23 protein-coding genes and 11 pseudogenes are annotated in these 23,631 nt (G+C 70.0%); 3 read left to right on the top strand and 31 right to left on the bottom strand.

Annotated features, from left to right (window positions below):
- The 9 genes and pseudogenes from FF86_RS26255 to FF86_RS26200 form a co-directional block, all read right to left on the bottom strand.
- Nucleotides 1–226 (bottom strand): annotated as a pseudogene (locus FF86_RS26255) (helix-turn-helix domain-containing protein); the annotation flags it as partial.
- 303 nt (nucleotides 227–529) lie between these two features.
- Nucleotides 530–733, bottom strand: a complete 204-nt coding sequence (locus FF86_RS26250) for a hypothetical protein (RefSeq protein WP_044887800.1) — start codon at nucleotides 731–733, stop codon at nucleotides 530–532.
- Nucleotides 733–939, bottom strand: a complete 207-nt coding sequence (locus FF86_RS26245) for a hypothetical protein (RefSeq protein WP_044887801.1) — start codon at nucleotides 937–939, stop codon at nucleotides 733–735. The genes FF86_RS26250 and FF86_RS26245 overlap by 1 nt, the downstream gene beginning before the upstream one ends.
- Nucleotides 940–3,025: 2,086 nt before the next feature.
- Nucleotides 3,026–3,247 (bottom strand): annotated as a pseudogene (locus FF86_RS58080) (hypothetical protein); the annotation flags it as partial.
- Nucleotides 3,244–3,498 carry a hypothetical protein gene (locus FF86_RS26235; protein WP_044887803.1) on the bottom strand — a complete coding sequence of 85 codons (255 nt, stop codon included), beginning with the start codon at nucleotides 3,496–3,498 and terminating at the stop codon, nucleotides 3,244–3,246. The gene FF86_RS26235 and the pseudogene FF86_RS58080, both read right to left, overlap by 4 nt.
- Before the next feature lie 1,825 nt (nucleotides 3,499–5,323).
- Nucleotides 5,324–5,656, bottom strand: a complete 333-nt coding sequence (locus FF86_RS26220) for a hypothetical protein (RefSeq protein WP_044887806.1) — start codon at nucleotides 5,654–5,656, stop codon at nucleotides 5,324–5,326.
- On the bottom strand, nucleotides 5,653–5,844 hold the full coding sequence (locus tag FF86_RS26215) for a hypothetical protein (protein ID WP_044887807.1): 192 nt from the start codon (nucleotides 5,842–5,844) through the stop codon (nucleotides 5,653–5,655). Before FF86_RS26215 ends, FF86_RS26220 begins: the two co-directional genes overlap by 4 nt.
- A 583-nt stretch (nucleotides 5,845–6,427) precedes the next feature.
- Nucleotides 6,428–6,760: hypothetical protein (locus FF86_RS26205; protein ID WP_206779037.1), on the bottom strand; the 333-nt coding region annotated here is incomplete at its 3' end.
- Between the two features lie 93 nt (nucleotides 6,761–6,853).
- Entirely contained in the window at nucleotides 6,854–7,069 is a 216-nt protein-coding gene (locus FF86_RS26200; protein WP_044887810.1) for a helix-turn-helix domain-containing protein, read from the bottom strand.
- 154 nt (nucleotides 7,070–7,223) lie between these two features.
- Here FF86_RS26200 and FF86_RS68450 point away from each other — a divergent pair.
- The 3 genes and pseudogenes from FF86_RS68450 to FF86_RS68440 form a co-directional block, all read left to right on the top strand.
- Nucleotides 7,224–7,302 (top strand): annotated as a pseudogene (locus FF86_RS68450) (hypothetical protein); the annotation flags it as partial.
- A 1-nt stretch (nucleotide 7,303) separates the two neighbouring features.
- Nucleotides 7,304–7,450: pseudogene (locus FF86_RS68445) on the top strand (GntR family transcriptional regulator); the annotation flags it as partial.
- Nucleotides 7,451–7,556: 106 nt separating this feature from the next.
- Entirely contained in the window at nucleotides 7,557–7,988 is a 432-nt protein-coding gene (locus FF86_RS68440; RefSeq protein WP_396230101.1) for a GntR family transcriptional regulator, read from the top strand.
- 81 nt (nucleotides 7,989–8,069) lie between these two features.
- Here the strand turns inward: FF86_RS68440 and FF86_RS26190 are convergent, their stop codons facing one another.
- From FF86_RS26190 to FF86_RS58070, 22 genes and pseudogenes are all read right to left on the bottom strand, one after another.
- Entirely contained in the window at nucleotides 8,070–8,390 is a 321-nt protein-coding gene (locus FF86_RS26190) for a hypothetical protein (RefSeq protein WP_044887812.1), read from the bottom strand.
- 2,190 nt (nucleotides 8,391–10,580) lie between these two features.
- Nucleotides 10,581–11,774, bottom strand: a pseudogene (locus FF86_RS68435) (hypothetical protein); the annotation flags it as partial.
- Nucleotide 11,775: 1 nt separating this feature from the next.
- Nucleotides 11,776–12,954 (bottom strand): phage tail tape measure protein (locus tag FF86_RS58075; RefSeq protein WP_242419647.1); only part of this gene is annotated, 1,179 nt, incomplete at its 3' end.
- A 3-nt stretch (nucleotides 12,955–12,957) separates the two neighbouring features.
- Nucleotides 12,958–13,437, bottom strand: a complete 480-nt coding sequence (locus FF86_RS26175) for a hypothetical protein (RefSeq protein WP_044887814.1) — start codon at nucleotides 13,435–13,437, stop codon at nucleotides 12,958–12,960.
- A gap of 254 nt (nucleotides 13,438–13,691) precedes the next feature.
- Nucleotides 13,692–14,297 carry a recombinase family protein gene (locus tag FF86_RS26170; RefSeq protein WP_044887815.1) on the bottom strand — a complete coding sequence of 202 codons (606 nt, stop codon included), beginning with the start codon at nucleotides 14,295–14,297 and terminating at the stop codon, nucleotides 13,692–13,694.
- A gap of 192 nt (nucleotides 14,298–14,489) precedes the next feature.
- Complete coding sequence (locus tag FF86_RS26165) at nucleotides 14,490–14,699, bottom strand: hypothetical protein (protein ID WP_044887816.1); 210 nt, start codon at nucleotides 14,697–14,699, stop codon at nucleotides 14,490–14,492.
- 11 nt (nucleotides 14,700–14,710) lie between these two features.
- Complete coding sequence (locus FF86_RS26160; protein ID WP_206778481.1) at nucleotides 14,711–15,382, bottom strand: hypothetical protein; 672 nt, start codon at nucleotides 15,380–15,382, stop codon at nucleotides 14,711–14,713.
- A 148-nt stretch (nucleotides 15,383–15,530) separates the two neighbouring features.
- Nucleotides 15,531–15,929 carry a hypothetical protein gene (locus FF86_RS26155; RefSeq protein WP_044887818.1) on the bottom strand — a complete coding sequence of 133 codons (399 nt, stop codon included), beginning with the start codon at nucleotides 15,927–15,929 and terminating at the stop codon, nucleotides 15,531–15,533.
- A 64-nt stretch (nucleotides 15,930–15,993) separates the two neighbouring features.
- Nucleotides 15,994–16,371, bottom strand: a complete 378-nt coding sequence (locus tag FF86_RS26150) for a hypothetical protein (RefSeq protein ID WP_044887819.1) — start codon at nucleotides 16,369–16,371, stop codon at nucleotides 15,994–15,996.
- A gap of 1,386 nt (nucleotides 16,372–17,757) precedes the next feature.
- Nucleotides 17,758–18,129 carry a hypothetical protein gene (locus tag FF86_RS26135; protein ID WP_044887822.1) on the bottom strand — a complete coding sequence of 124 codons (372 nt, stop codon included), beginning with the start codon at nucleotides 18,127–18,129 and terminating at the stop codon, nucleotides 17,758–17,760.
- A 280-nt stretch (nucleotides 18,130–18,409) separates the two neighbouring features.
- A pseudogene (locus FF86_RS68430) lies at nucleotides 18,410–18,553 on the bottom strand (hypothetical protein); the annotation flags it as partial.
- A gap of 1 nt (nucleotide 18,554) precedes the next feature.
- Nucleotides 18,555–18,609, bottom strand: a pseudogene (locus FF86_RS68425) (hypothetical protein); the annotation flags it as partial.
- Between the two features lies 1 nt (nucleotide 18,610).
- A pseudogene (locus FF86_RS68420) lies at nucleotides 18,611–18,690 on the bottom strand (hypothetical protein); the annotation flags it as partial.
- A gap of 1 nt (nucleotide 18,691) precedes the next feature.
- Nucleotides 18,692–18,829 (bottom strand): hypothetical protein (locus FF86_RS68415; protein ID WP_396230099.1); only part of this gene is annotated, 138 nt, incomplete at its 3' end.
- 401 nt (nucleotides 18,830–19,230) lie between these two features.
- Nucleotides 19,231–20,726: pseudogene (locus FF86_RS68410) on the bottom strand (DUF927 domain-containing protein); the annotation flags it as partial.
- A gap of 1 nt (nucleotide 20,727) precedes the next feature.
- The coding region (locus FF86_RS36480) for a hypothetical protein (RefSeq protein WP_206779036.1) at nucleotides 20,728–21,291 on the bottom strand (564 nt) is incomplete at its 3' end.
- Between the two features lie 408 nt (nucleotides 21,292–21,699).
- Nucleotides 21,700–22,417 (bottom strand): annotated as a pseudogene (locus FF86_RS68405) (bifunctional DNA primase/polymerase); the annotation flags it as partial.
- Nucleotides 22,418–22,430: 13 nt separating this feature from the next.
- The coding region (locus FF86_RS68400; RefSeq protein WP_396230098.1) for a hypothetical protein at nucleotides 22,431–22,535 on the bottom strand (105 nt) is incomplete at its 3' end.
- 11 nt (nucleotides 22,536–22,546) lie between these two features.
- Nucleotides 22,547–22,777 carry a hypothetical protein gene (locus tag FF86_RS33725; RefSeq protein WP_044887825.1) on the bottom strand — a complete coding sequence of 77 codons (231 nt, stop codon included), beginning with the start codon at nucleotides 22,775–22,777 and terminating at the stop codon, nucleotides 22,547–22,549.
- Entirely contained in the window at nucleotides 22,774–23,004 is a 231-nt protein-coding gene (locus tag FF86_RS33720) for a hypothetical protein (protein WP_128423394.1), read from the bottom strand. The genes FF86_RS33725 and FF86_RS33720 overlap by 4 nt, the downstream gene beginning before the upstream one ends.
- 90 nt (nucleotides 23,005–23,094) lie before the next feature.
- Nucleotides 23,095–23,322 carry a hypothetical protein gene (locus FF86_RS26105; protein WP_052681449.1) on the bottom strand — a complete coding sequence of 76 codons (228 nt, stop codon included), beginning with the start codon at nucleotides 23,320–23,322 and terminating at the stop codon, nucleotides 23,095–23,097.
- A pseudogene (locus FF86_RS58070) lies at nucleotides 23,319–23,504 on the bottom strand (helix-turn-helix transcriptional regulator); the annotation flags it as partial. The gene FF86_RS26105 and the pseudogene FF86_RS58070, both read right to left, overlap by 4 nt.
- Nucleotides 23,505–23,631 lie beyond the last annotated feature (127 nt).

Here is a 23,631-nt window from a genome sequence, read left to right as displayed (position 1 = left end):
TCTCGGCGAACCGCTTGGCGACCAGCCGCAGCGTCTCACCCGAGACACCCAGCCGTGCCGCGATCACCTCGACAGGATCAACCTCGCCGGTCGAGGTGTCCAACGCGAGCAGCACCTGCGCCCGCCTGATCATCGAGGCCGGATGCACACCCGTGGTGGTGACCCGAACCAACGCTTCACGATCGGCCGCGGTCAAGGTGACCGGCCGCTTCTTCTGTGACGGCATGACTTGTCCTGACCGGCAGAGGGGACGAGGAAGATCTGCCAACACCAGCCTGCCACACCCCAGAACTAAACAGCGACGGTCTACTAGTCGTCGTCGTCTCGGTCGCCAACCGGTGCGCCCTGGTGGTGGTCTGCCGGCCGTCGACGTCGCGGCGGCGGCCGATCAGCCCGTCGAGTGCCCGTTGCGCGACGCCGGCCACCTGGTCGCCGACACCACCAGCGGTGGCGTTGCAGGCAGGGCACGGCCCGCGGCCGCGGCCATGTCCGACCATCCGGGGTCCGCGGCACCGCGGGCAGACGGCGGTCATCGCCGGCCCCGCCGTCCGCGGTACTCGTAGCCGCGGGCCTTCATGTCCTGCCGGCCGCGGGCTTCGGCGGCGAGGACGGCGGGCAGCTTGGCCGGGTCGACGTCGGCGAGTACGGCTTCCCGGTAGCCGTTGCGGTCGAGGCCCTCCAGGATTGAGGTGATGACCGCGTCGACCTGGTCCCGGGTGAGGTCGCCGGCCATCAGCGGCCACCGCTAGCGGTGTCGGTCCGGCCGTGAACCCGGTCGAGGCGGGCGAAGTACTCGTCGGAGCCGAACTCGACCTCGGCGCAGCGGCACGACGGCCCGCAGATGACGCAGGTGGCCATGTCCGGAGAGATCAGGCCGCCCAACGCCTGCACCGCCTCGACGGCGTCCGTCGGACTGCCGCTGATCTTCTTCTTGCCCATCGGGTGTCTCCTCTCGGGATGCCGCCAGGACGGCCCTGGCGGGGGTGGTGCGCTGTGGGGTCTGGACCCCTCTACCGGCTCTACTTCGCAGGTCAGAGGGCTCTACCGGGCCCGCTACCGGGGTAGTGGGGGCCCTCTACGTCTGGGCCTGCGGGTCGGTGTGGGTAGCGGGGGGTCAGCCGGCCGGCGGGGTAGATGGGGCCCCCTCTACCGGGCGGGCGGCGAGGACTTCGGGGGGGATGGCGCCTTCGATGTCGCGGAGTAGCCAGCCGGCCCGGTTCTCACCGTTGATCTTCACTTGCTTCATCGTGCGGACGACGCCGGCGTCGTCGAGTTCCGCGGCGAGCTTGGTGCTGTCCCACTCGCCGTAGGTGTCCTCGTCGATGTTCACCAGCGCGGGCAGGAGGTCTTCGGTCCACATCCGGGACCGTTGTCCGAACGCCTCCATGACGTCGCCGATGATCTGCGGGATGGTGTAGCCGGTCTGGGTGGCGGCGGCGCCGATGTCCCCGCATGCCTGCCCGGTCAGGGTGCCTTCGGCCAGGCGCAGGGCACGGCCACGCTGGCAGATCACTTCGAACTCAGGGTTGTCCAACAGGTCGGCTTTGACGGTGACGAACGACGCCGGCCCGGTGACCAGCACCCCGACGCCCTTGTGTTCCTCGGACAGGATCGAGGCGTCCGCGCCGGCTTTCGCTTTCCCGTCGCCGAGGACCATGTCCGAGCTGGTTTTGTCTGTGACCTGTGTGGAGTACCGGTAGGTGACGATCTCGCGGAGCTTCGTCGGCACCGACTTGGCGTCGGGCCGCTGGCTCGCGTAGACGGGCATGATCCCGGCGGCCGGGCCGCGGCGGGCGACCCGCGCGAGCTTCCCGATGATCCGCTGCCGGTCCTTCTCTTCCTCGACGGCCTCGAAGTACTCCTGAAGTTCGTCGATCACGAACGGGATCAGTGGCAGGTTGTATCGACGCATGATCTGCGGGGTGAGTTTCCCTTCCGGGCACACCGATGACGGCAGGCTCGCGAGCAGCGCGAACCGGCGGGACATCTCGCTGATCAGCGCGTCGAGCATCGCCTCGAACGCTTCGAGATCATCCGGGTCGGCGCCGGAGACGTACCGGTGGGCGACCTGGGCGACGGCGCGGAAGTCGGCGCCGCCCTTCCCGTCAGCCAGCCAAAGCTGAGTCCACGGGTCGAGGACGGCGGCGGCGACGAGCAGCCGCATGGAGAACGTCTTCCCCCGCCGGGGCAGACCGCCGAAGAACGCCGACTGCCAGAGCAGCAGGATGTCGATGCGGTTGCCGCGGGCGTCCTGCCCGAACGGCACGGCCTTCCAGAAGTCGAACCGTTCGACGTCGATCAGCAGCGACGGGGTGGGCTTGCCGATGTACGGGTCGTCGTCGGCGATCCACAGCGACAGCCGCCGGCCGTGGCCTCCCTCGTGGGCGCGGACCCTGCGCATCACCAGTTGGATTTCGTCGACGCTGAGTTCCGCGGCGATCGTCGGCAACTTCCCGATCGCGTCGGCGGCGGTCTTCCCGCCGCCACGGGGCAGGTCGATGAGGGTTTCCCATCCGCGGTCCAGCCGGTCGCGGACGATCGGCGCGCGGAGCACGAGGCTGCTGTCCGCGCCACGGAGCAGACCGGCGGCGCGGAACGCATCGTTCAGATGGGCGGGTGCCAGGTCGGCTTTGGTCTCCCGTTCGATGCCGGCCACCAGCGGCGCGCCGGCTGCCCGGCGGCGGCGGCCGGCGATCCCGGCGGCGCTGATCGCCACCACCCCGGACAGTGCCGGCACCCACTCGCCGGCCATGACCGCGCCGATGGCTTCGGCGATGCCGGTGCCACCGAGGGCGCTGCCGGTGATGTACCAGCGGACCTTCCGATGGTCACGGACGACGAACACGTCCTTGCCGAGCTTGCCGCTGTCGGCGTCGCGGAGTTCGACGGCGAGGTCTTCGGCGTTGACCCAGGACCACCAGAACCGGCCGGCGCGCCAGCTTCCGCGGGCGACTGCTTCGGGGGCCCGCCACGTCGAGCGGACCGCGACCCGTCCGGCGACCCGGGCGCTGTGCCGGGCGGTGGNCCGTGCGACGGTGCGGCTGGTTACCCAGGCGGGCAGGCGGATCGGGTCGGCGATGCGGGTGCGGGCGGGCAGCGGCGCCGGCCGGGCGGCGGGGAGGACTTCGCCTGCCGCCACCGGGGCCGGTTCCGCAACCTCGACGGTGTCGGCGGGTTCGACGGTCGGTGTCCACGGGCCGGCCACGACCGTGCCCCCGCGTCCCGGCTCGGCGTACTCGGTGCTCATCGGTCGTCGTCTCCTCTCGGGGTCCAGCCGGGGACCGGCATGTCAGCGGGAAGAAGCCAGGTGGAGGCGCCGAGGGGGCGGATACCGGCCGCGGTAGCGGCGGCGACATCAACCCGTTCGGCGGTGGTGACGACGACCGCGACGACCAGGCCCACCACGCGCAGGGCCAGGACGACGGCGGCGAGCAGACCCAGGCCGATCGCGACATACCAGCGGAGCCGTCGAAGGTCGCCGCGGACGTCGCCGCTCATCCCGCCGCCTCGTCCTTCACCAGTGACAGCGGCTGGCGGCGTGCGGCGTGCTCGGACAGCAACCTTTTGGCGCGGACCTGACCGACACCCAGATGGGTTGCGGCGCCGCGAATCGACAGGCCGGCGGCCGCCTCACCGAGCGCGTCGAGGGCGTCGAGCAGTTCGCTGTCCGACCGTGCCGGGGCGGCCGTGCCCCGGGCGGCGGGGGGGATCGCAACACCCCGGTTGGGGCGCGCCCCGGGGTGCCCCGGGGATAGCCGTTTCGCCTGGTCCGGTGCTGTTCTCCCGGGTGCCTGGTCGGGTGCTTCCAGGGCGGCCACAGGGGTCTTCTCGGCGATGCTGGGCGTCGTGTCCGGGGCGACGGCCACCGCCGGGGCGGGCAGCACCTCGGGGGCGGGGATGGCAGCCGGGGCGGCGGGGATGTTCGGGGTGGCGTGCACGTCGACGGTGCCGTGCGGCGGCCGCCGTGACGCTTCCATCGCCAGCAGCTCGGCGGCCGCCCGGTCCTGGGCGCGGGCGACCTGGCGGCGGACCGAGGCGACGGCGAGTTGCGCGCTGGCCGTGGAGATCTGCGCGGCGACCCACTGCGCATCGTCCGGGGACAGTTCCGGCCGGGTCACCCTGCCCAACGTCCACCACAGGGCCTTGGCGGCGACGCTGACCGACGCGCCGATCGCGGCGACAGCCAGCCCACCGGACCGGTAGCCCTCCATACCGATCGCGGTCACGGTCACCGCGAGCAGCGCCCAGCCGACCCGGTCGACGATCGCCCGGCGGTCCGGGCGGAACCGGACCATGAACGCCATCCCCAACGCCGCGCACCACGCCAGGTCGAACACCCCACCGGCGAGATACGCGGTCCACGTCCCCCGGAGCAGATGGGCGATGGACACCGTCGACCAGGTGATCGAGACCGTGGTGAGCACGAGGACCAGGGCGACGACGGCGCGGGCGGCCAGCACGTCAAGGTCCCGCGGGAGAACGGGCACGGNGACCTGGCGGCTGCGGGTGACCGGTGCGCTCACCCCATCGACGGTGTGGCTGTCGGTGTACTCCTCCGTTTCGATCTTGTATTTCATGCCGCCACCACCTGACCGGTGATCCCGGCCGCCGCGAACGCGACCAGGGCCACGCCGAGCAGACGCAGACCGGTGCGGTTACGGGCCCACTTGATGGCGACGACCGCGGCCAGGCCCTCGGTCTGCCGGTCGGCGGCGTCGATGTCGACCGGCGTGCGGTCCAGCACCGCGGTCAGCACCCCGGCGCGGGCGGCGCGGACGGCATGCCAGCAGTGGAACGCCGCCGCCGGCACGCCGGTCTCCCGCGGAATCGACGGGCACAAGCTGCCGCCCAGCGCGGCGATGCCGGCGCCGGTGGCGGCCATCCCGATCCACCACAGCACCGCGACCGTGACCGGCAGGCTGCCCGGCGACCAGGACGTCACCAGGAACCCGGCGGCGGCGGTCGCACCGGCCATGACGATCCCGACCTGCCCATCCGAGCGGGCGGCTTCGGCCNGCATCGAGGTGATCAGGTCGGTGCGGGTCCGCATCCGGGTTTCCACCGTCGTGCGGGTCACGCGGCTCATCGGGTTCCTTCCTTTCGGATGGTGCGGCGAACGACGAACCGGATGGGCCGCGGGCAGTTGGGGTGGCCCCGTTCGGACGTGTAGGAGGCGCCGCAGCGGTCGCAGCGCAGCCAGCGGACCCGGGCGAAACGGGACATCAGCGGCCCCCGCTCTTCCGACCGTCGACGATCACAATCCAGCGGCGGGGGTCACCGTCCGGGTCGGGGAGGGTCGGCCACGGCCGGCCCTGGTCCGCGCTCATCGGACGTCACTCGGCCGGCCGGTAGCGGTGCTGTTCTGGGCGTCCAACTCGGCGAGCCGGGCATCCAACTCGGCGTCCAACTCGTCGAGGCGTTCCTCGACGGCGCGGGCGGCAGCGATCAGGGCTCGGATGCTGCGGGCGGCGAACTCGACGCTGTACGGCATGGTCAGGGCGCCGATCAGGGCGGGCATGTGGACGCACAGAGCCGACGAGGCGATCAGATGGGTGCCCGCCCTGTCCCTGCCGGCGACCCGGGCGCGTGCCTTGGCCAGTTCCTCGGCGGTCGGCTCGAGCTGGGCGGCGGTGAACAGCGGCTCTTCGGTGCTCATCGGGTCACCTGCTCGGCGGCGGCGGTGACATGGGCGGCGAGGATCGACAGGGACAGTGCGATGGACGCGAGAGCGGCGCTCTGCACCTCCCCGGCACCTTTCGGGTTCCAGGCGAAGGGAACGCCGTCGAGGGCCTGGCGGGCGAGCCGGGCCGCTTCGGTGATGCTGTCGACCTGGTCGGCGCTCATCGGCTGATCTCCTTCGCGGCTGTCTGCTCGGCGGCGGGTAGGGCAAGGGCGGCGGGCCGCTCGACAGGCTTCGGCCGGGACCGGCTGTCGCCGTCGGCGGCGTCGAGGATGTTGAGGCGTTCCTGGGCGGCCAGGTCCAGCGCCCGCAGGAACCGCAGCTCATCGGCAACGAAATGGGCATTACCACTGCGGACCGCGGCGATGATCAGCCCGACATGGCCGGCGGATCGGGCGCCGACCGTCGCAAGCACACCCATGGCGCTGGTGCCGGCGACGTGGAGGCGGGCGGCGGCCATGTCCTCGGCGGTGGGGTCCAACTGGCAGGTGGGGAGCAGCGGCCTACGGATCGGCCTGCGGACCCGGGGTGCACGCGGGCCGGCCATGCCGAAGCTGACCCGGCCGGCGGCGGGGTCAACCTGCGCGCTGCCGATGATCGTGCCGGCGGGGATGGCGGCGATGGCGGCGCGGAGGTCGTCGACGTCGGCGCCCTGCTCGACGGTGATCGCCCACTCGTCGCGGTCGCCCCGGCTGTGGGCTTGGGTGAGGTGAACGGCGGCGGCGCTCATCGGACGCCTCGGGAGGNGAGTTCCGCGTCGAGCATGTCGACGATGAGAACGGCGGCCAGGTCGAAACCGCCGGCCATGCCGGGGCTGATCTGGCGGCGGTGCCGGTCCAGGGTCGAGCGGGTGTTGCCGCTGCTGCGGAGTGCGGCGGTGAAGGCGTCGATCGCCGCGGTGGCTCCGGCGTAGGCGAGTTCGGCGTCGAGTCGCGTCGAGAACGGCAGGGTTTCGTCCTGGGCGGTGGCGGTCATCGCGGCCATTTCGGCCATGAGGAGGTCCATCGGCGCGAGCTTCGCGGCCGGCTGCTGCCGGTCGAGTTCGACGAGGTCGGGGTGCTGGGTGAAAATGTTGGGCACGGCTGGTCTCTCCTGTGTGTGCAGGTGATGTCTGGTCGAGGCCCTCGTCTGGTGGTTGCACACCGGCGGGGGCCGTTTTCGTGCTGGGGCTGGTTACGCGGCGTCGGGGGTCGTGCTGCGGCCGGCGAGGATCGCGGCGAGCGTCGACCGCCGGTAGCGGCGGCTGCCGCCGGGCAGCTCGATCGAGTCGACGTCCCCGTTCCGGGCCCAGCGGGCGACGGTGGCGACGTCGACGCGCAGCGCGTCGGCGAACTCGCCGGGCGTCAGCAGCGAGTCGGCCTCGGTGCTCTGCGCCTGTTCGGTGTTCACGGTTTGTCGGCTCCTGTCGTGTGCGTTCGGTTCGACAGGCAGGACAGTAGTTGACCCGTCTAGACAGGTCAACGTGTGGGATCAGGAATGCTCACCTGTGTAACCGGCTAGACCTGTCAAGACAGGTTGAGTGATCACCGGGTAGCTTCGTGTCATGAGCGAGGAGTTCGGGCGGCCGCTGTACCTGCGCATCGCCGACGATCTACGACAGAAGATCGTCGGCGGCGAGCTTGNGGACGGCGCCCGCATCGACTCGGAAAGCCGACTGGTCACGCAGTGGTCGACAACCAGGTCAACCGTCCGCCAGGCGCTCGAAGTGGTGCGCAGCGAAGGGCTGATCGAGAAGCAAATGGGCCGCGGGGCCTTCGTCCGCCGCCGCCCNACCGCGGACTCGNGGCGCATCCTCCGCAACCGCGGCGTCCACCGCGACGAACGCGGGTACTACTTCGACCCGGCCGCCGCCGACTGGGTCGCGCTCGCCCCGCCCGTGCTCTCACGCGGAACCGCGCCGCGGGACATCGCCGACATGCTCGGAGTGCCCGCAGACACCCAAGTGGTGATCCGGGACCGGCGCATGGGCCCGGCCGGCGGCCAGATCTTGCACATCTCCACGTCGTACCTACCGGCCGACCTGGCAGCCGGAACCCCGCTGGAAGCCATCAACACCGGCCCCGGCGGCATCTACGACCGTATGGAACAGGACATGGGCCTACGGCTGTCCTGGGTGGACTACTACGCGGCACGGATGCCGACTGCCGACGAGGCGTCGATCCTCGGCGTGCCGATCAGCGTGCCACTGCTGCGGATCATCCGGGTGACGGATGACGAGTCCGGCCGTGTCGTCGAGGTCAACGACACCCGCATGTCCTCGGAAAAGTTCATGGTCGCCCGGCCGCTGGTCCGGGCCGCGGAGGCGTAGCCGAACCCGTAGGGGTCCGCTCCGACTGCGCGGCGGCCCGCCCTCGACGCGAGGGGCGGGCCGCTGCTCGTGCCAGGGAGTTCAGATCCCGCCGCCGGGCGGATCCGGTTCACCCTGAAACACGATCAGCGTCGCGCCCACATGCGAGAGGGTTTCGACCAGCCGGACATCCGCCGGAAGGTACCGGGCCAGCGCGGTGGTCATCTGCGCCGCGGTGGTGTCCAAGTCGACGATCGCCGTATAGCGGCCGGTGAGCCGCGAGAAATGGACGCTGACGCCCGGCATCGCCGGCACCCGCCCCCGCTGCGGTGACGGCTCGAAAAGCTCACCCTCGGCTGGCGTGGCCTGGCCCTGCTCGTCGCTCGTCGCGGACTGCTCAGACAACGGGGATACTTCGGACATCGGTCGGCTCCCATCCGGCCAGGCCCCGTTCCGGTTGGCAGACCGGGCGGGGCCGTTCCATGTCACGCATCCGGGACGGCACGCGACGGTCCGGACACGCTAGCGCGTCACCGGATCCGGAGGAAGAGCGCGGACCACGGATCCGGATCCGCGCCCAGCATCCGAATCCATGGCCAGCAGCAACGGACCGGAGACACGGCCGGCGACCCCCGCCGACCTGATCGGATTCGGTGAACTACGCGAGCTGCTCGGCGTCGCCCGATCCCGGGCGCACACGATCAGCCGCGACCGGGACTTCCCCTCCCCCTGGTATGCGGGTGAGAAGGAACGCCTGTGGCTGCGCGCCGACGTCGAGGCATNGTTGGACCGGCACCGGCCCGGATGGCGGCAGACCACAGGCTGACCCGGTCCCCGCTCAGACCGCCCCCACGCCCTGCTGCAACATCTGATCCAACGTGGCGACGAGATCAGCGTTGGCGCGGTGAACGATCCGCTCGAACTCGGCCGGATTCGACGCACCCCGCGCGTCGATGTTCTGCACGATCGCCCCGGGTGCGAACGTGTACCCGCCGCTGCGGCTCGCGACGGACACCGCGGACTTCGGTACCACCCATTCGTCGCGGCCCGTCCCGTTCGCCGCCAACGTCAAACCCGGCTTGAGGGGGCCGCCTTGGTCGTACCAGTGCGGGTCGCGGGACAGCCACGTCGAGTAGGCGTTCGCCGGGCTGCCGTACCGCTGGCCGATGTAGTCAAGCATCCAGCGGAGCTGCACGTGGTAGTCGTTGCGGTTGCCGTACGAGTCGTATTTGGAGGCGGGTAGTGCCTGCGCCAGCCCGTAGGCGCCGGACGACCGGTTCAGCGCGGCCGGGTTCCAGCCGGCCTCACCCATCTCCAAAGCGTTGAAGGCGTTCCACTGGTTCGCCCAGNCGTGCTGGGTGAGGAGTTGCATGGCGTACGCCTGGATGTCACCGGTGGGGGCTGCGGCGACCGGTGCTGTGGCGGCAGCGGCCTTGTCTTTGCCGTCTTGGCCGCGGAGCAGGTTGACGATGGCGTCCATGGGTCGTTCGGCGAGCCGGCCGGCGGCACCCTTCCAGTCCTCGCCGGTGCCCAGGGTGGCGTTGACGGCGGCGCGGATCGGGATGAACGCGGCGCTGGCGGCGTCGGCGAGGGCACCACGCACCCAGTGCACCGCGGTTCCGAGGACGTCCAGCGTGCCGGAGCCGAGGGACTCCAACGTGTCGATCGGGTGGAGGATCGCATTGCCGATGGTGCCGAGGATGCTGGTGTCGCCCCCGTCCTTCATGCCGATCCCGCGGGCCTGCGTGCCGCCGCCGAACAGCCGGCGTAGGGCGAACATGGCCTGCTGGCCGCCGGCGGCGGCAACCTCGGCGGCGGTCCACACATGCTCCCCGGGCATCAGCATCGCCAGCACCGAGTCGCGGCCCGGCCGACCGCCGGTGATCGGCCCGCCAGCGGCGAAGCCATGGACCTCGTCGAGGGGCTGTTCGTGGACGATCCCCGCAAAGGCGTTCCACACTTTCCGGATGCCGCTGTTGTAGACCGGGTTGATCAGGAAGTTGATGGGGGCTTTGAAGATCTCCTTCAAACCGTCCCACGCGCCCTTGATCCATCCGGTGGCGGTTTTCACCGAGTTGGTGATATCGTTTTTGATCCGGTCGAACCAGCCGGTCACGTCCTTCCACAGGTTCGATGCCGTCGTCGTCATCTCATGCCACAGGCTGGTGAACGGGCTGGACACCTCATGCCAGATCCGGCCCGCGATCCCCGTCACGTCATGCCACAGGTTCGTGAAGAAACCGGCCACGTCATGCCACAGGTTCGACGCGAACCCGGCGACATCATGCCAAAGATTCGTGAAGAACCCGGCGACGTCGTGCCACAGCCTCGTCGCGATCCCCGTCACGTCATGCCACAGGCTGGTGAAAAACCCGGCCACGTCATGCCACAGCCGGGACGCGAAGCCGCTAACGTCGGACCAGAGACGCGAGAAGAACCCGGCCACATCGTGCCAGATTCTCGATGCGAACCCGGACACATCCGACCAGATCCGGGAGAAGAAATCGGAAACGTCATGCCACACCCTCGACGCGATATCCGTCACGTCATGCCACATGCGGCTGANAAAGTCGGAGACGTCATGCCACAGCCGGGACACGAACCCTGAAACGNCCTCCCACATGTCTTTGAACGCAGCGACGATCCGATCCTTGTTGTTCACGATGATCACAACGATGAGGCCGAACGGACCGGTCAGCAGAACCAGCAGCAGCCGCCAATGCCGGCCCACAAAGTCGAGAACATCGCTCACCACCCGGCTGATCGCGTCGTACACATCGTGGAAGGCGTCGCCGACCGCGCGGGCCATGCCCTTCACGATCCGCACCGAGTCGTCCCACATCCGCTGGAACCAGCGGCCCACAGCCTTCGTCGCATCCTCCACAGCGTCGAAAGCATGCGCGAACGCATGGCCCACCGACCCTGCCAGATGCTCCGCCCCGTGGAACGCATCCGAGAACGCCCCGCCCACCTTCTTCGCCGCGTCGACGACGGCGTGGAAGGCGTCGACCAGCCCATGCCAGATTTTTTCGGACATGTGCGCGACCCACAGGGCGGCGTCTTTCAACGCCCGGCCGACCGCGTTGACCGCATCGTGGAACCAGCCGACATGCCGGTACGCCAGGATCAGACCGGCGACGAGACCGGCGATCGCCAGGACGATCAGCATCACCGGGTTCGCGTCCAACGCCGCGTTGAGAAGCCAGGCGGCGGCAGCCGTGATCTTCTGTGCTGCTGCCGCTGCCAACACCGCCGCCTTGTAGGCGACAAAGGCCCCTGCGATCCCGTAGACCAGATCGCGGGCCAGGCTGCCGTGATCCGAGATCTCCTTGAGGACGTCGGCGATCACATGGATACCAGCGCCGACCACCTCACCCGCGGCCTTGGCGATGTTCTTCAACGCCGGTTCGATCTCCACGAAAATTTTCTTCGCAGCGTCACCGGCGCGGAACACATCGGTGATGACCCCGGTGAGTTTCCGCATGTTCTGCGACTCGCCGGACGTGTCACCTGACGTGCGGGCCTTGTTCGCGATCCCGACGCTGTCGATGCCCTTCGAGATCGCACCGAACGCCCTGGTCCCAAGGTCCGCGGCTGAGCCTTGGATGCCCCGCGTCGACTGCCCCACTTTGATCAGGAAGCTGTCGAACGCCCCCTTCATGTCGGCGATCTTCTGCTTCGTTGTCGTCGCGGTCGTGTCCCACGCCCCACCGAACTCGTGGGCGCCTTTCTCCAGCTCCGGATACTTGGATTGCAGCCGGTCAAACTGGTCGACGAGGATGTTCACGCCGGTTCCGGCTTTCTTACNGAACGCCTGGGTGAGAACGTTCCCGGCTTCGTTCGCGCCGATCCCCGCCGCTTTCAACCGGTTGTGAAGGTCGGTGATGGCGGCGTTCAGGCCGCCGCGTTGCATGTCCTTCGCCAGCGTGTCTTGAGACAGGCCCAACTGTTCCAGCGCGGCCTTACCTGCCTTCGCGGGGACGGCGAGGGACTGCACGGTCATCCGAAGCTGCGTGCCGGCCTGCGCCCCGCGAATGTTGTTGTCACCCAGGACGGCCAAGGCGGCGCCGACATCTTTGATGCTGAGCCCGTAGCCCTTCACGACCGCCACAGCGCCAGTGCCCATAGCATCTGCGAGGTTCTGCATGGACATGTCACCCGCGCCGACGGTGGCGTTCAAATAGCCCATGGCTTCGTCGAGGTTCTGCACGCCGGGGATGTTCGCGGCGACCGCCGACGTGAGCGCGTTGGTCACATCGACAAGGTCTGCGTTGCCGACCCGGGCGCCCTTCGCGGCGGTTTCGACAAGGGACAGGGCCTTCGTCGAGGTGATCCCCAGCGACGAAAAGTTGCTCTCCACATGGAACAGCGACTCTGCGAGGGAATCAGGGTCGGCGCCGACCTTGCCGGCGAGGTCGAGCACACCGGCGCTCAGCGTCCCAAGCTTCTCCTTCGACACCCCGGCCTGGCTGTTCAGCCGGGTGATCGCAGCGTCGAACTCGTTTGCCCGCTTCGAACCCTCGTAGATCGCCCCGGCGACACCGGCGACCCCGAACAGCGTTCCGAGCTTCGCTGCTTCCAACGCGAAGCCTTTGACGCTGCCGAGCATCCCACCGAACGCGCCGCTCGCCGTCGCGCCCACAGTGGACAGGCGGGTTCCGAACGCGGCCGCCGACGACTCGGCGTCTTTCAACCCGTCCCGTGCTGCGGTTGCTGCGAGCCGTGTCCGGCCTAGGCCGCCTTCAAGCTTCCCGGCGTCCGCCCCGGCCGAGGCGAGTTTCCCGCCGGTGCCCGCGGCAGCAAGCCCGGCCGCGCCCAGCTCGCTGGCAGCACCGGCCGCGGTCTTCTCCGCGCCGGCCATCTGCCCGGACATGCCGGCGGCGGCCAGGCCCACCCCGTCGAGCTGTTTTCCGATCTGGGCGCCGATGTTGGCGAAACCTTTGACGACCGGGATGATCAGAATCTCAGCGGTGCCCACCACGGCCATAGGTCACAGCCCCCGAACGGGCCGGCGAACATAGCGGACGACCAACTGCCCATCGGCGTTGACGGCATGCTCTGAAATCCGGCCGGCGGCGGTCTGCTCGGCGGCCACCGTCAACGCCCGAACAACCTGGGCGATCGTGTCCTCAGCCGGCGGCGGCGCAGTCCGGTACACCTCGGCTAGCCCGCTCAGGAAACGGCCCGGGGACCAATGCTCCGGAACCTCGGCGAGGAACCGGTCAACCTCCGGCGGGCTGGTGAGGAAATGCCCCCCGGCGGGGTCGGCGATCGTGTGGGGGGTGAACGCGTCGAGGCGGGGATCATCGTCGCGGATGGCATGTTCGACCCGGCCGGCCAGCCGGCGGAGTTTCCCAGCGTGGGCGGCGGTGAGCGGCCCGGGATGGCGTCCGTGCCAGACGGGTTGGGCGATGGTCGCGGCGATGTTCCGCAGGCTGCCTGCGACCGTGTGGGGGGTGTTGATGGGCATCGGGTGAACCGCTTCCGGGCAGGCCAATGGGAATTGGCGTGCCCGTCGGCGGATTCACCAGCCCGGCGGCCTGCGGGAGCTACGCTCCCGGAGCCATAGCAATCGTATCGTCGGTGTCCTATTCGGACGGTTTGCCGCGCCGTAGATGCGCCCGGTTTCCGGCCGCATTCCACGCTCCCCGATCCGGGAAGCATCACCGCTTCGGCCCGCCCCCTTCACGTCGAGGGCGGGCCGCTCTGGCGGTGCCAGGAAGATCAGGCGCCGCCACCGGGCCGCGCCGCTTCGGCCGCAGCGAGGACCCGATAGACGGTCGCCCGCGACACGTTGAACGTCTCGGCCAGGTCAGCGATCGTGTGCTCGCCCGTCCCGTGCATCTGGCACAACCGCCGCTGGTTCGCGGCCGACAACTTCGGCTGCTTACCGCGTAGCTTCCCGTTCGCCTTAGCGACCTTCATGCCCTCGCGGGTGCGCATGCGCAGCAGGTCGACCTCGAACTCGGCGAACGTGGCCAGCATCGAGAAGAACATCTTGCTCATCGGGTCGGACGGGTCGTGGATCGTGCCGCCGAGCGAGAGGCGGACGCCCTTAGCCTCCAGTTCGCTGGCGATCGCATGGGCGTCGACGATCGACCGGGCGAGCCGGTCCAGCTTCGGGACGACGAGGGTGTCACCGGCGCGGACGGCGGCGAGGGCCTGGTCGAGTCCGGGCCGGTCGCGGTTGGTGCCGGTCAGGCCGTGGTCGGTGTAGATCCGTTCCTCGGCGACTCCGAGTTCGGCGAGCCGGTCGCGTTGGGCGGTGAGGTCCTGGGCGTCGGTGGAGCAGCGGGCGTAGCCGACGAGGATGCCGGCGGGGTCGGTCATGACCCGAGTGTACGTATAGCCCCCCTTCAATGCGACAGTTTGCGGACGGGTCTTATGAGACACCGATCGTGCTGGTGGCGTGATCCACGGGCGGTCACGGCCGGGTGTTCGTAGAACGGTCCCCTTACGAACACCCGACCGTGGCGGACCGGGGGTGACTGCCGGTGACTGTCGCTGCCCCGGGTCGGCCAGCTATGCCGCTGGCCGGCGGCAGGCAGCAAGCCACGACTCCACATCGCCCGCACTGACGAACACCCGCCGGCCGACGGTCCAGCTCGGGATCCGCCGCTCGGAGGTGAGCCGGCGCGCCATCCTCGCCGTGATCACCGGCCAGCGGTCCGGGATCGCAGCCCGCGGCACCAGGTCGCCCGGCACCGCCTCGACGACATCAACATCCGCCATCTCAACCTCTCTCATTCCGGCATCGCCAACGAACCGCCGATACCCACCGGGCTGGACGGGGCGGCAAGCATCCCGAGGCGCCGGGAGATGACCCCCACCACTTGTGGGTCGTTGACGTCGAGCCCAAGGTCACCGACGACGCCTTCGAGCGTGCCGATGAACTTCTCCTGGTAGGCGTTGACGAACCGCTCCTGGCTTTCGATCACACCCGCGTCGATCGTGGTTTTCGCGACCTTCGCCAGGTGGGCCCGTTCCTCACGCCACAACCGGATCAAGACGCCGATCTCGGTGCGAGTCCCACCATCCGCCGTCCCCACGGTGTCGACGAGCTGAACATCATCACCGTCCACGGCACCGCCGTTCCGCCGGATCTCGTCCTCGACGAGCATCACGAACGCCACGGACCGGCCCACCTCGTCGGCCAGGGCGAACATCGGATTAGTGGGGATCACCTCACCGAACCGGACCCGACGGGAACGCACCATCCGGGTCGCGTCGTCCTCGAACCGCTCGCGAGCGGCGGCATACCGGCCGGACGGGGTCTCACCAGCATGGAAGCGGCAGTGTCCCGAACCGAGGTGGGATGTCCCAGCACCGGAACGTTTCCGGCACCAGCCGGGAACACCCTGCCGGGTGACCTTCGCGTTGCAGAACCCTGCACGCGGGCCGTCCTCGTCGACCACGACCACGACCTCCCTTCCGTAACTTTGGGTGATGATTCTCATGGGCTGGGCCGAAAATCCGGCTTCTAGCCGCTTTTCTGTGACCTTCTGTGCCCGGCGGGCGGGTCGCGGCCGGGCAGGCTCACACCCGGCCGCGACCCGCACGCCGTCAGTTGAGTACGCCGGTGGCCCGGTTGGCGGCGTCCGCGAGGGCTGCGGCGACCCGGGCGGCTTCCTCCCCAGTGAGGACGGCGGTCACTACGCTGGCCGTGCCGTCCGTGCTGTCGGTGGTCCGGAGCAGGACCAGCGGCATGCCGCCGGGCTGGACGCCGATGGACACGTCGACCTGGTCGCCGGTCAAGGCGTCGACCGTGGCGATGTCGGTGATGGTCGGCGGGACCGTGCCGGTCTTCTGGCAGTGCTCGGCGAGGTCGGTTCGGAGGCGTTCCGCGCCGCCGCTGAGGGTCGCGACGAGCGCATCAAGGTCGCTCATCGTGCAGTCAGCCAGGGGTTTGCCGAGGTGCTGGCGGGTGGCGGCGTCGATCACGCCATGTCGGTCGTCGTTCATCAGGTTCTCCTTCGGGTTCGGGTGGGGCGGCCCCGGGGATGCCGGGGCCGCGTCGCTTCCTCGGTCAGCGGTTGGTGCGTCGCGGCAGGGTTTTCGCCGGCGGCACCGGCGGCTTCGTCGCCACCTTCCGGGCCGCGGCCGCCTGGCCCTTGCCCGTGCCGGTCGCCTTCGGCGCCGCCGCGGTCTTCGGCTTCGCCGCGGTCTTCGGGCTGGTCGCCGCGGTCCGGGCCGCAGTGGCCTTCGCACGGGCAGCATCGGCAGCGAACTTCCGGCTCTGCGCGGCGCCAGCAGCGATCCGGGCTCGGATCTTGGCGACACGCTGCCGGCGGGCGGCCTGCGCGTAGACGCTGCTCACCGCCGGCTTGCTCGCCGTGGCCGTGGCCGCGGGAACAGCCTTCCGGACCGTCGCGGTGGGGTTGGGCCGTGGGGGTGTTGCGGGCATCGGAGCTCTCCTTATGTGCTGGTGAAAGGGTTTCGGGGGTGCCGGCAGGCCGCCGGGTCAGGTGTACGAGCCCGTCNTCTCGATCTGGTCGGCGATCGCGCGAATCCGCGCGACGACATCGGCGACCGCGGCACCCGTGGAAATCGACACGTGGATTTCCGGGGCCTGCGGCGGCGGCCCTGCAGCAACCACCCCGGTCAGCGGGACACGCACCCCCGCGACGAGGACCACGCCGTCGTCTTCGATCTGGGGGCCGGTGACGTTGCTGCGGCCGATGGTGCCCGCGGCGAGTTCAGCGAGGATGATCAGCCGGCCGCGGAGAACGGCGGACAGCTCGTCGCCCGCGATGGGGGCCAGGGCGTCGGCCTGGTCGCGGTCGAGGTCGAGAAGCTGCTCGGTGAACGTGACCGTCTCCNGCCACCAGCGGTTGGCTGCGGCGAGGGCTTCGGTGGCGGCGGGGCCGTGGCTGCGGGAGCCGTCCCCGTAGGTGGTGACCTCCAAGTCAGGGCCGCCGGGCTTGAGCAGGGTGTCGCGGTAGCGGGCGGTGCGGGCGTGGTGGCCGTCGAGAAGCTTGCCGACCTGGTCGCGGATCGAGTCGGGCAGGCCGTCGAGGCTGGCGGCGAGCGGAACGGTGCTGGTGATGGTCATCGTGGGGTCCTCTCGGTGGTGGGCGGGGGGTTCGCGGTGGCGGCGGCGCATCAGCCGGCCTCGTCGTCCGGGTCGGTCGGTCCGGCGTCCGGTCCGAACCCGGCGGCCATCCGCGCCACCTCGGCGAGATCCCGGATGCGGTCTGCGGCTTCGATGGCGGCGTCCGCGTCGCCGTCGAAGTACGACCAGCCGCCGCGGTCGACGAGGGTGACCTGTGGTTTGCCATCGGCGAGATGAGCGCCGACGTACAGGTCGGACTCGTCGGTGATGGGGCTGGAACCGAGATCGACGATGGTGGGCTGGTGGCTGCCGGGGCCATAGAGCTCGTGGGCCATGGTGTCGATGGCGTGGGCTTCGGTGGCCCTGCGGATGCTGGACACGGCCTGCTGGGCGATGGCGAGGACCTGGTCGCTGCCGGCGGCGGCAACGGCGATCAGGTCCAACGATTCGGNGACCGACGCGAGCCGAGCGGAGCCGGCGGCGAGGCACGGCNGGCAGATCCACTGTCCTGCCGTGAGGTCACCGGTCGGGTAGCGCAATGGGACGACGTGGGCGCGGAAGCTGGCGTGGCAGAGGCCGCAGGCGAACGCGGCACCGGTGGGGAAGATGTCGAGGTGGATGGCGTACGGGGCGGCGTCAGCCGGGCTGGTCTGCTCGGTCATGCGATGATCTCCTTGTTGGGGTTTCGGGAAGGCGGCGCCGTGGCAGTCACCACGGCGCCCACCCGGATGGGTCCGGTTATGCGGGCTGCACCGCCGGCACCGGGTGACCAGGCAGCAGGAGCGCGACAGGGAACCCGGGCTTGCTCGCGCACTCGGCGCACGCCCGCACGGTGACCGCCGTCTTCCCGACCGGCACCAGGCCGTTGCCCCAACCCGCGGGGTCCAGGTCGGCCAACGCCGGGTGCACCTGGTCTTCGGGCACGCCGAGACCGAGCAGTCCGGCAAAGATCCATTCGGCTTCACCCTGGAATGCGAGACCGGTGTCGGTCGGACGAAGGCAGGCGATGCAGGTGCCGCGGTGGTCGCCCTGCAACCCGGCGGCCGGGATCGGGCTACCGATCTGGCCGGCCTGGCGGTCTGCGTCACGTCGCCGTCTGGCCTGTCCCATGTGATCTTTCCTCTCGTTGTGGTTGATGTTTGGGGTCTGCTGCCGGGGCCCTGGTGGTCCGCGGACGCTGCTGCTGCCGGTCATCGGCTGGTTTCGCCGGTCGCGGTGCTGTGGACGTCTTCGACGCCGCTGGGGGTCCGGCAGCCGGGGCGGTGCTCGATGATCAGTGCGCCGGGATGCTCGCGGTCGGCTACGGCGGTGTTGCGGCACCGCGGGCAGGTCCAGTGGGCCGGGCTTCGGGGGCCGCGCCACGATGCGCGGGGCGCGTCAAGATCGGTGCTCATTGGGTTTCCTCGTTTAGGTGGTCCCACTGCCGGCCGCAGAGCGGGCAGCGGCCGGCGGCGTGATGGGGCTGGTCGGGGGCGTTGTCGCAGCCCCACGCCCGCCGGGTACGGCGCCCGGGCACACCGGGCTGCACCGTGAGNGGGTCGACGCCTTCGGATGGGCAGCCGGTCCTGTAGACGCCGTCGGGTTGTTCGCNGCGGTCGTGGGGCTGGACCAGGAAGACGCGGCGGAGGAAGTGCCCGGGGGTCTGTGATCGGGCGGTTTTGTGCAGGGTGCNGTAGCCGACCACCCTGCTGGGGCCGGGCCAGCGGATGGGGCGCTGCCGGGTGTTGGCGAAGGCGTATTCGACTTCCCGGACGTAGGGGAGTCGGGTGATGTCTTCGGTCCAGACGATCGCCTGTTCGGCGGTGGCCATGTGGCTGGTCCTTTCCGTGGCGGACGGCGCCGTTCGGGTGTTCCGGTTCGAGGTGTGATCGCAGACCGTGACGGGCATGCCGATGTTTCTTCGGAGCGGCCCGCGTATACCTCTCTGTTGTTCCGGCGGGTGCGTACCCCCGGTGGGCGGCGGCCGACGATCCGAGTAGTTGCAGGTCAACACCAATGTTGATGTTCCTGTGGTGGGGGTACGCACCGCCTTGGCTGGGCGCGTACCCCCCGGGTGTCTGAAGCCAGGGGGTACGCACTTCGGTGAGAGCCCGCGTACCCCCCGTTTCCGCAGGTCAGGACGGTTGTAGGCGGGGGTACGCACCGGGCGGGAAGAGAGGGAGGCATATACAGCGGCGCCGGAAAAGGGAAGGCGCTGAGAAACGGTGATCGTCACTCGTCGTCGCCTTCCTTGCTGTCGAGGGACGGCGCGGCGAGGACGGACGGCCTGAAGATGTAAAGCCGGACCGCCGAACCGGCGATCTTTTTTTTCGGGAGGTATGGGGGTCGGTAGCTGGCCTCCTCGACCAGATGTCCGGCGTCACGCCAGGCGGGGACGACGGCGTCGAGGACGACGCCGTGGCGGTCAAGTTCCGCGCGGAGCCGGGCGGGCAGCAGACCGACAGCGTCCTGGTCGCCGACGGTTAGGACACGGCCGATCCACCCGCCGTTCGGTTCCGAGTACATGACCCCGGGGCGCCACAGGCCCACCGGGTGGGCTGCGACGATTTCCCGGACAAGGTCCAACGCCATCTCGCCGCGGTTGTCCTCGGCGTCGTCGGTGACAAGAAGGTCGCGCCAGGTGTCCATGGGTAGCGGTTCGAGGGGAACGATGCCCCAGCCGCAGATGCACCGGTCGGCCAGCGCCAGGGCGGCGACCATCGGTGCGCGCCGTCCGGACATGCCTGTGGTGCCGGCGAGCTGCTCGGCGAGTTCCTGATGCCGGGCGCAGATCCGGTCGGCAGCGTCATCGGCGGCGAGTTCGGCGCGTAGCCGCTCGACGAAGGCCGGGCCGGCGGTGCCGTAGTTGCTGGTGACACCGGCAACGATCTCTTGGGCGAGCCTGCCGTTCTCCGGGCTGTTGTCGCCCATGGGGGCGGCCCGCAGGGAGAGGACGCGGGCCGCCGCGCCTTGGGATGAGGTGAAGGAGAGGGCTGGCCGTTCCCCCGTCGAAATGATGATCGTTTCCCAGGGGAGGCCCGACGGCCAGCCGCCGCCACGGTGCTGCCCATGATTCCGGGGCACCGAGTACAAGATGGTGTCGACGATCGAGGGGTCTTCGACGAGCTGCGATTCGTCAAATGGCACTGGCATGCCGCGGACGGCATTCAGACGAAACTCGGCCGCCAATAGCTTCGTCCGCCACGAATGCATCCCATCCGACTTTTCGCCCGGATCTGCCCACGGCGACAGGCCGACACGGGCCGCGGTCGTCTTCCCGCGACTGCTGGTCCCGGCGACGTCGAGGACGAAGCTGTCCAGGCGCAGAACGCGAAGCATGGCGGCGGCGAACCCGGCCGCCAGGACCACCCGCACCGCTGGGAACGGCTCAATCAGTTTGATCGTCCGCCGCCAGTCTTCGAGGCTGCCCGCGGGATGATGCGCTGCGATGTAAGGAACCTGCTCCGGGTACTTCGGTTCCAGCGGAAGCGGGCTGTCCGCGGCCGGTAGGAAGCTGCCGTCGGGCTGCCAGCCCAACCATCGGGCCAGTGGCTCCCGGGGGATGACCTCCTCGTTTGCAGCCTCAACGGCGGCGAGCCAGCGTTCCGCGGCCTTCGCGTCCGCCTCGATGACGGGAAGACCAGCGTCACCGAGGGCTTGCACCATGCGACGGCCGGACTTCATCGTCGACTTCGGGACGGTTCTCCGAATCCACCGCCCACCGGTCCNCCAGGCCAGTTCGACGCCCTGCGCGCCGTCCGGGTCAACGAGGATCCGGAGTGGCACCAGCGGGGCGTAGGCAGCCCGCTGCGGCGTCCCCTCGGCGGGGACGAAGAGGACCCCGTCGTGGCTGACGTCGTAGCTTGCGGGCACGGTGAACCCGTCGGGGAGACCGAGGCCCGTTGCCCAGGCCATCTCTCCACGGCGTAGGGCCCGCTCTTCGTCGCGGTCCTGCTTTTCAAGGTCGGCGCGTTCCTGCTCGAGGCGGACTCGTTCCCGCGCGCCCCGCTGGTGTTCCTTGTCGAATTCACCTTTTGTGATCAGGCGGGTTTTCGTGTCGGGGCCGGTGAGCCGGTCGCGGACCCGGCCGACGGTTGCGAAGTCGACGCCAGTCAGGCCGAGGTTGTAGACCGTGCTGCGGACCCTGTCGGCTCTGTCGATCAGGTCTTCGACTGCGGTGAGGTCGGCGGCCAGGGCGTCGGCGTTGACCGGGCCGGGTGAGGGCAGCGGCGGCGCGGAGTTGTTCAGGGCGTCCAGGATCTGGATGTCGGTGGCGCCGTCGCCGGTCGTCACTGGCCGCTCCTATCGTTGGGGGTGAGGCCGCGTGCGGCGGCGCGTGCGGCGGCGTCGAGGGACAGTCCGCGGTTGTGCGCCGCGCGGATCAGGGGGATGACAAGCCGGGCCCGGCCGGGTTCGCCTGCGACCTGCCGGGCGGCCCAGACGAGACGGCCTCCGACCTTNCTGGCCGGTCCGCCGTTGGCGACGAATTCGGCGAGCCGACCGGGGTCGGGTGCCGCGTCCCTGCGGGCGCCGTAGCCCTGGGTGGCGAGGTCGCGGGNGGCGGCGGTGTGATCTCCGCTGTGGAACAGCACGGCGTACGCACCGAACTTGGTGTACGGGACCTCAGCTTCAAACTCGGTCGATGTCGAGAAGACGAACAGCCGGTCGCGGCTGGGGTCCCGTCCGGTGGTGGCGGACGANCCCCGGTCTTTGCCGGGACGGCGCCAATACCCCGTCCGGCCGTGCTGGGCGACGTGTACCCATCCGGCGCGGCCCAGGATCTGATCCCATCCGACCCGCTCGAAGTCGTCGCCGGGGCGAAGTTCCCCTTCAGGCAGTGGCCGCAGGGCGCGGGGTGCTGTCTTGGGCGTTTCGGGCTTGGGGATCCGGTCGGACATCCGGCAGAGGTTCCGAATGGCCTGCATCTGCTCGGCGGGGATGGTGGGGATGGTGGCCGGGCTGCCGGTCAGGCGGCGGTATGGCCTGCCGGTGGCGTGGACGAGGCCGCCGGACGGTTCGATCACGCCGTAGCCGCCGTGCCCGCGGGTCTCGATGAGTACCCGGACGATTTCGGCGGCCGGGTTGGCGGCGAGCCGGTGCCGCTCGTTGGCGGTCAGCTCGTCGGCGCGAGCGAGCCGCCTGGCGAGCTTGGTGTTCCCGGGGACGGGGGCACCGTCGATGCGGGCGCGGAAGTGCAGGCCGCCTGAAGGTGACTCGGTGACCCACCCGCGGCGAATCGCCTGCCAGACCTCGCCGAGACCGGAGGCGTCGGCGACGGCGTCGACTTCGGCGAGGATGCCTTCGGTGATGGCGCGGCCCTCGAATTCGATCATCTCGACGTTTCCGGAGACCGGGCCGTAGACGACGCCGATCCCGCCGGGCTGCTCCCCGCGGAACCAGCGGCGGTGTTCGTCGGGGGNGGACCGGGCGGNGATGTACCGCGTCCAGGTGGCGACGTCCGGCGCCTTGGTGCCGTTCGCCTTGACGGGCAGGACGCAGAGGCCGGCGGCGTCTGCTTCCTCGGCGGCGCCGAGCAAGTCGGAGGNGGTCACCACGGTCCCCGCTGTCCGACGACGCTGGTCGGGCCGAAAATTTCCTCGACGAACTCGACGACGTCCGCGAGGTGTTCTTCGGGCACTTCCCAATGCGCGACCACGTACGTGGCGCCGGGGAGGGCGCGGAGGTTTTCGATGAGGTCCCGGTCATACGGGGCGTAGACCTCGACGCCGGCTTCGGTGACCTCGACGCGGGTGGGTCGGGTCTGCTGCCGGCCGGTCATGCTGCGGCCTGCAAGGCGATCCGTGCCGCGTCGCCCGGGTCGAGGCCGGCGGAGGTGAGGGCCAGGGTCTCCAGTTCCCACCGCGCCCAGCTGCGGGGGGCGGTGGCGCGGACAGTGCGGCGTGCGGCGGGGAGGCGGCGCAGAACATCGAGGGGCACGACGACGGCGCGCGGGCGGCCGTCGGCCCGGTCAGGCGGCGCGACGGGGGGCGTAGACGGTATCTTCAAAGGAGAGGTCCTTGGTGAGGGCTTGAATGTTGGCGGCGGCCGGGGTGGCGACCCCGGCCGCTTCTGCGTTCTGGGGCCGGTCGCGGCGGCTCATCCGTCGGCCTCGACGAGCAGGCGGCGTAGTGCGGCGACGGGCACGAGGAAGCGGTCACCGTGCTTGATCACCCGGACCGGAAACTGACCGGCGCGGGCAAGCGATCGAGCCTTCGTTGTTCCCATCGACAAGATCGACGCGGCGGTCGGTAGGTCGGTGGTCAGCGGCAACTTGTCCAGGTCGCTGAGCGTCCACTCACCCCGGCCCGGCCGGATGGCGCTCACGCGGACACCCGCCGGTCAAGCTCGGCGGCTTCCTGCTCGGACAGCCACCTCTCAACCTCGGAACGCCGGTAGCGGACCCGGCCGCCCTCGATGCGAAATCCCCGCGGGCCGACGCCGTGGTGTCGCCACCGTTCGAGGGTTCCGACTGGAACACCGAGGTAGGCGCTGACCGCCGGCTTGTCNAGCAGTTCGTCTTTGTCCACGATCACCTCACAGGCGCCAGCACCCTGGCGCAGAGACGGGCCACTGGTGCCTGACCGTGCCAGACGGTGGGCGCGAATGTCAAGCGCCAGCACCCTGACGCACATT

This window comes from Frankia sp. CpI1-P, assembly GCF_001421075.1.
Lineage (GTDB): Bacteria > Actinomycetota > Actinomycetes > Frankiales > Frankiaceae > Frankia > Frankia torreyi.
The sequence above is the reverse complement of the archived record's forward strand: the minus strand, read 5'-3'. Positions and strand labels throughout refer to the sequence as shown.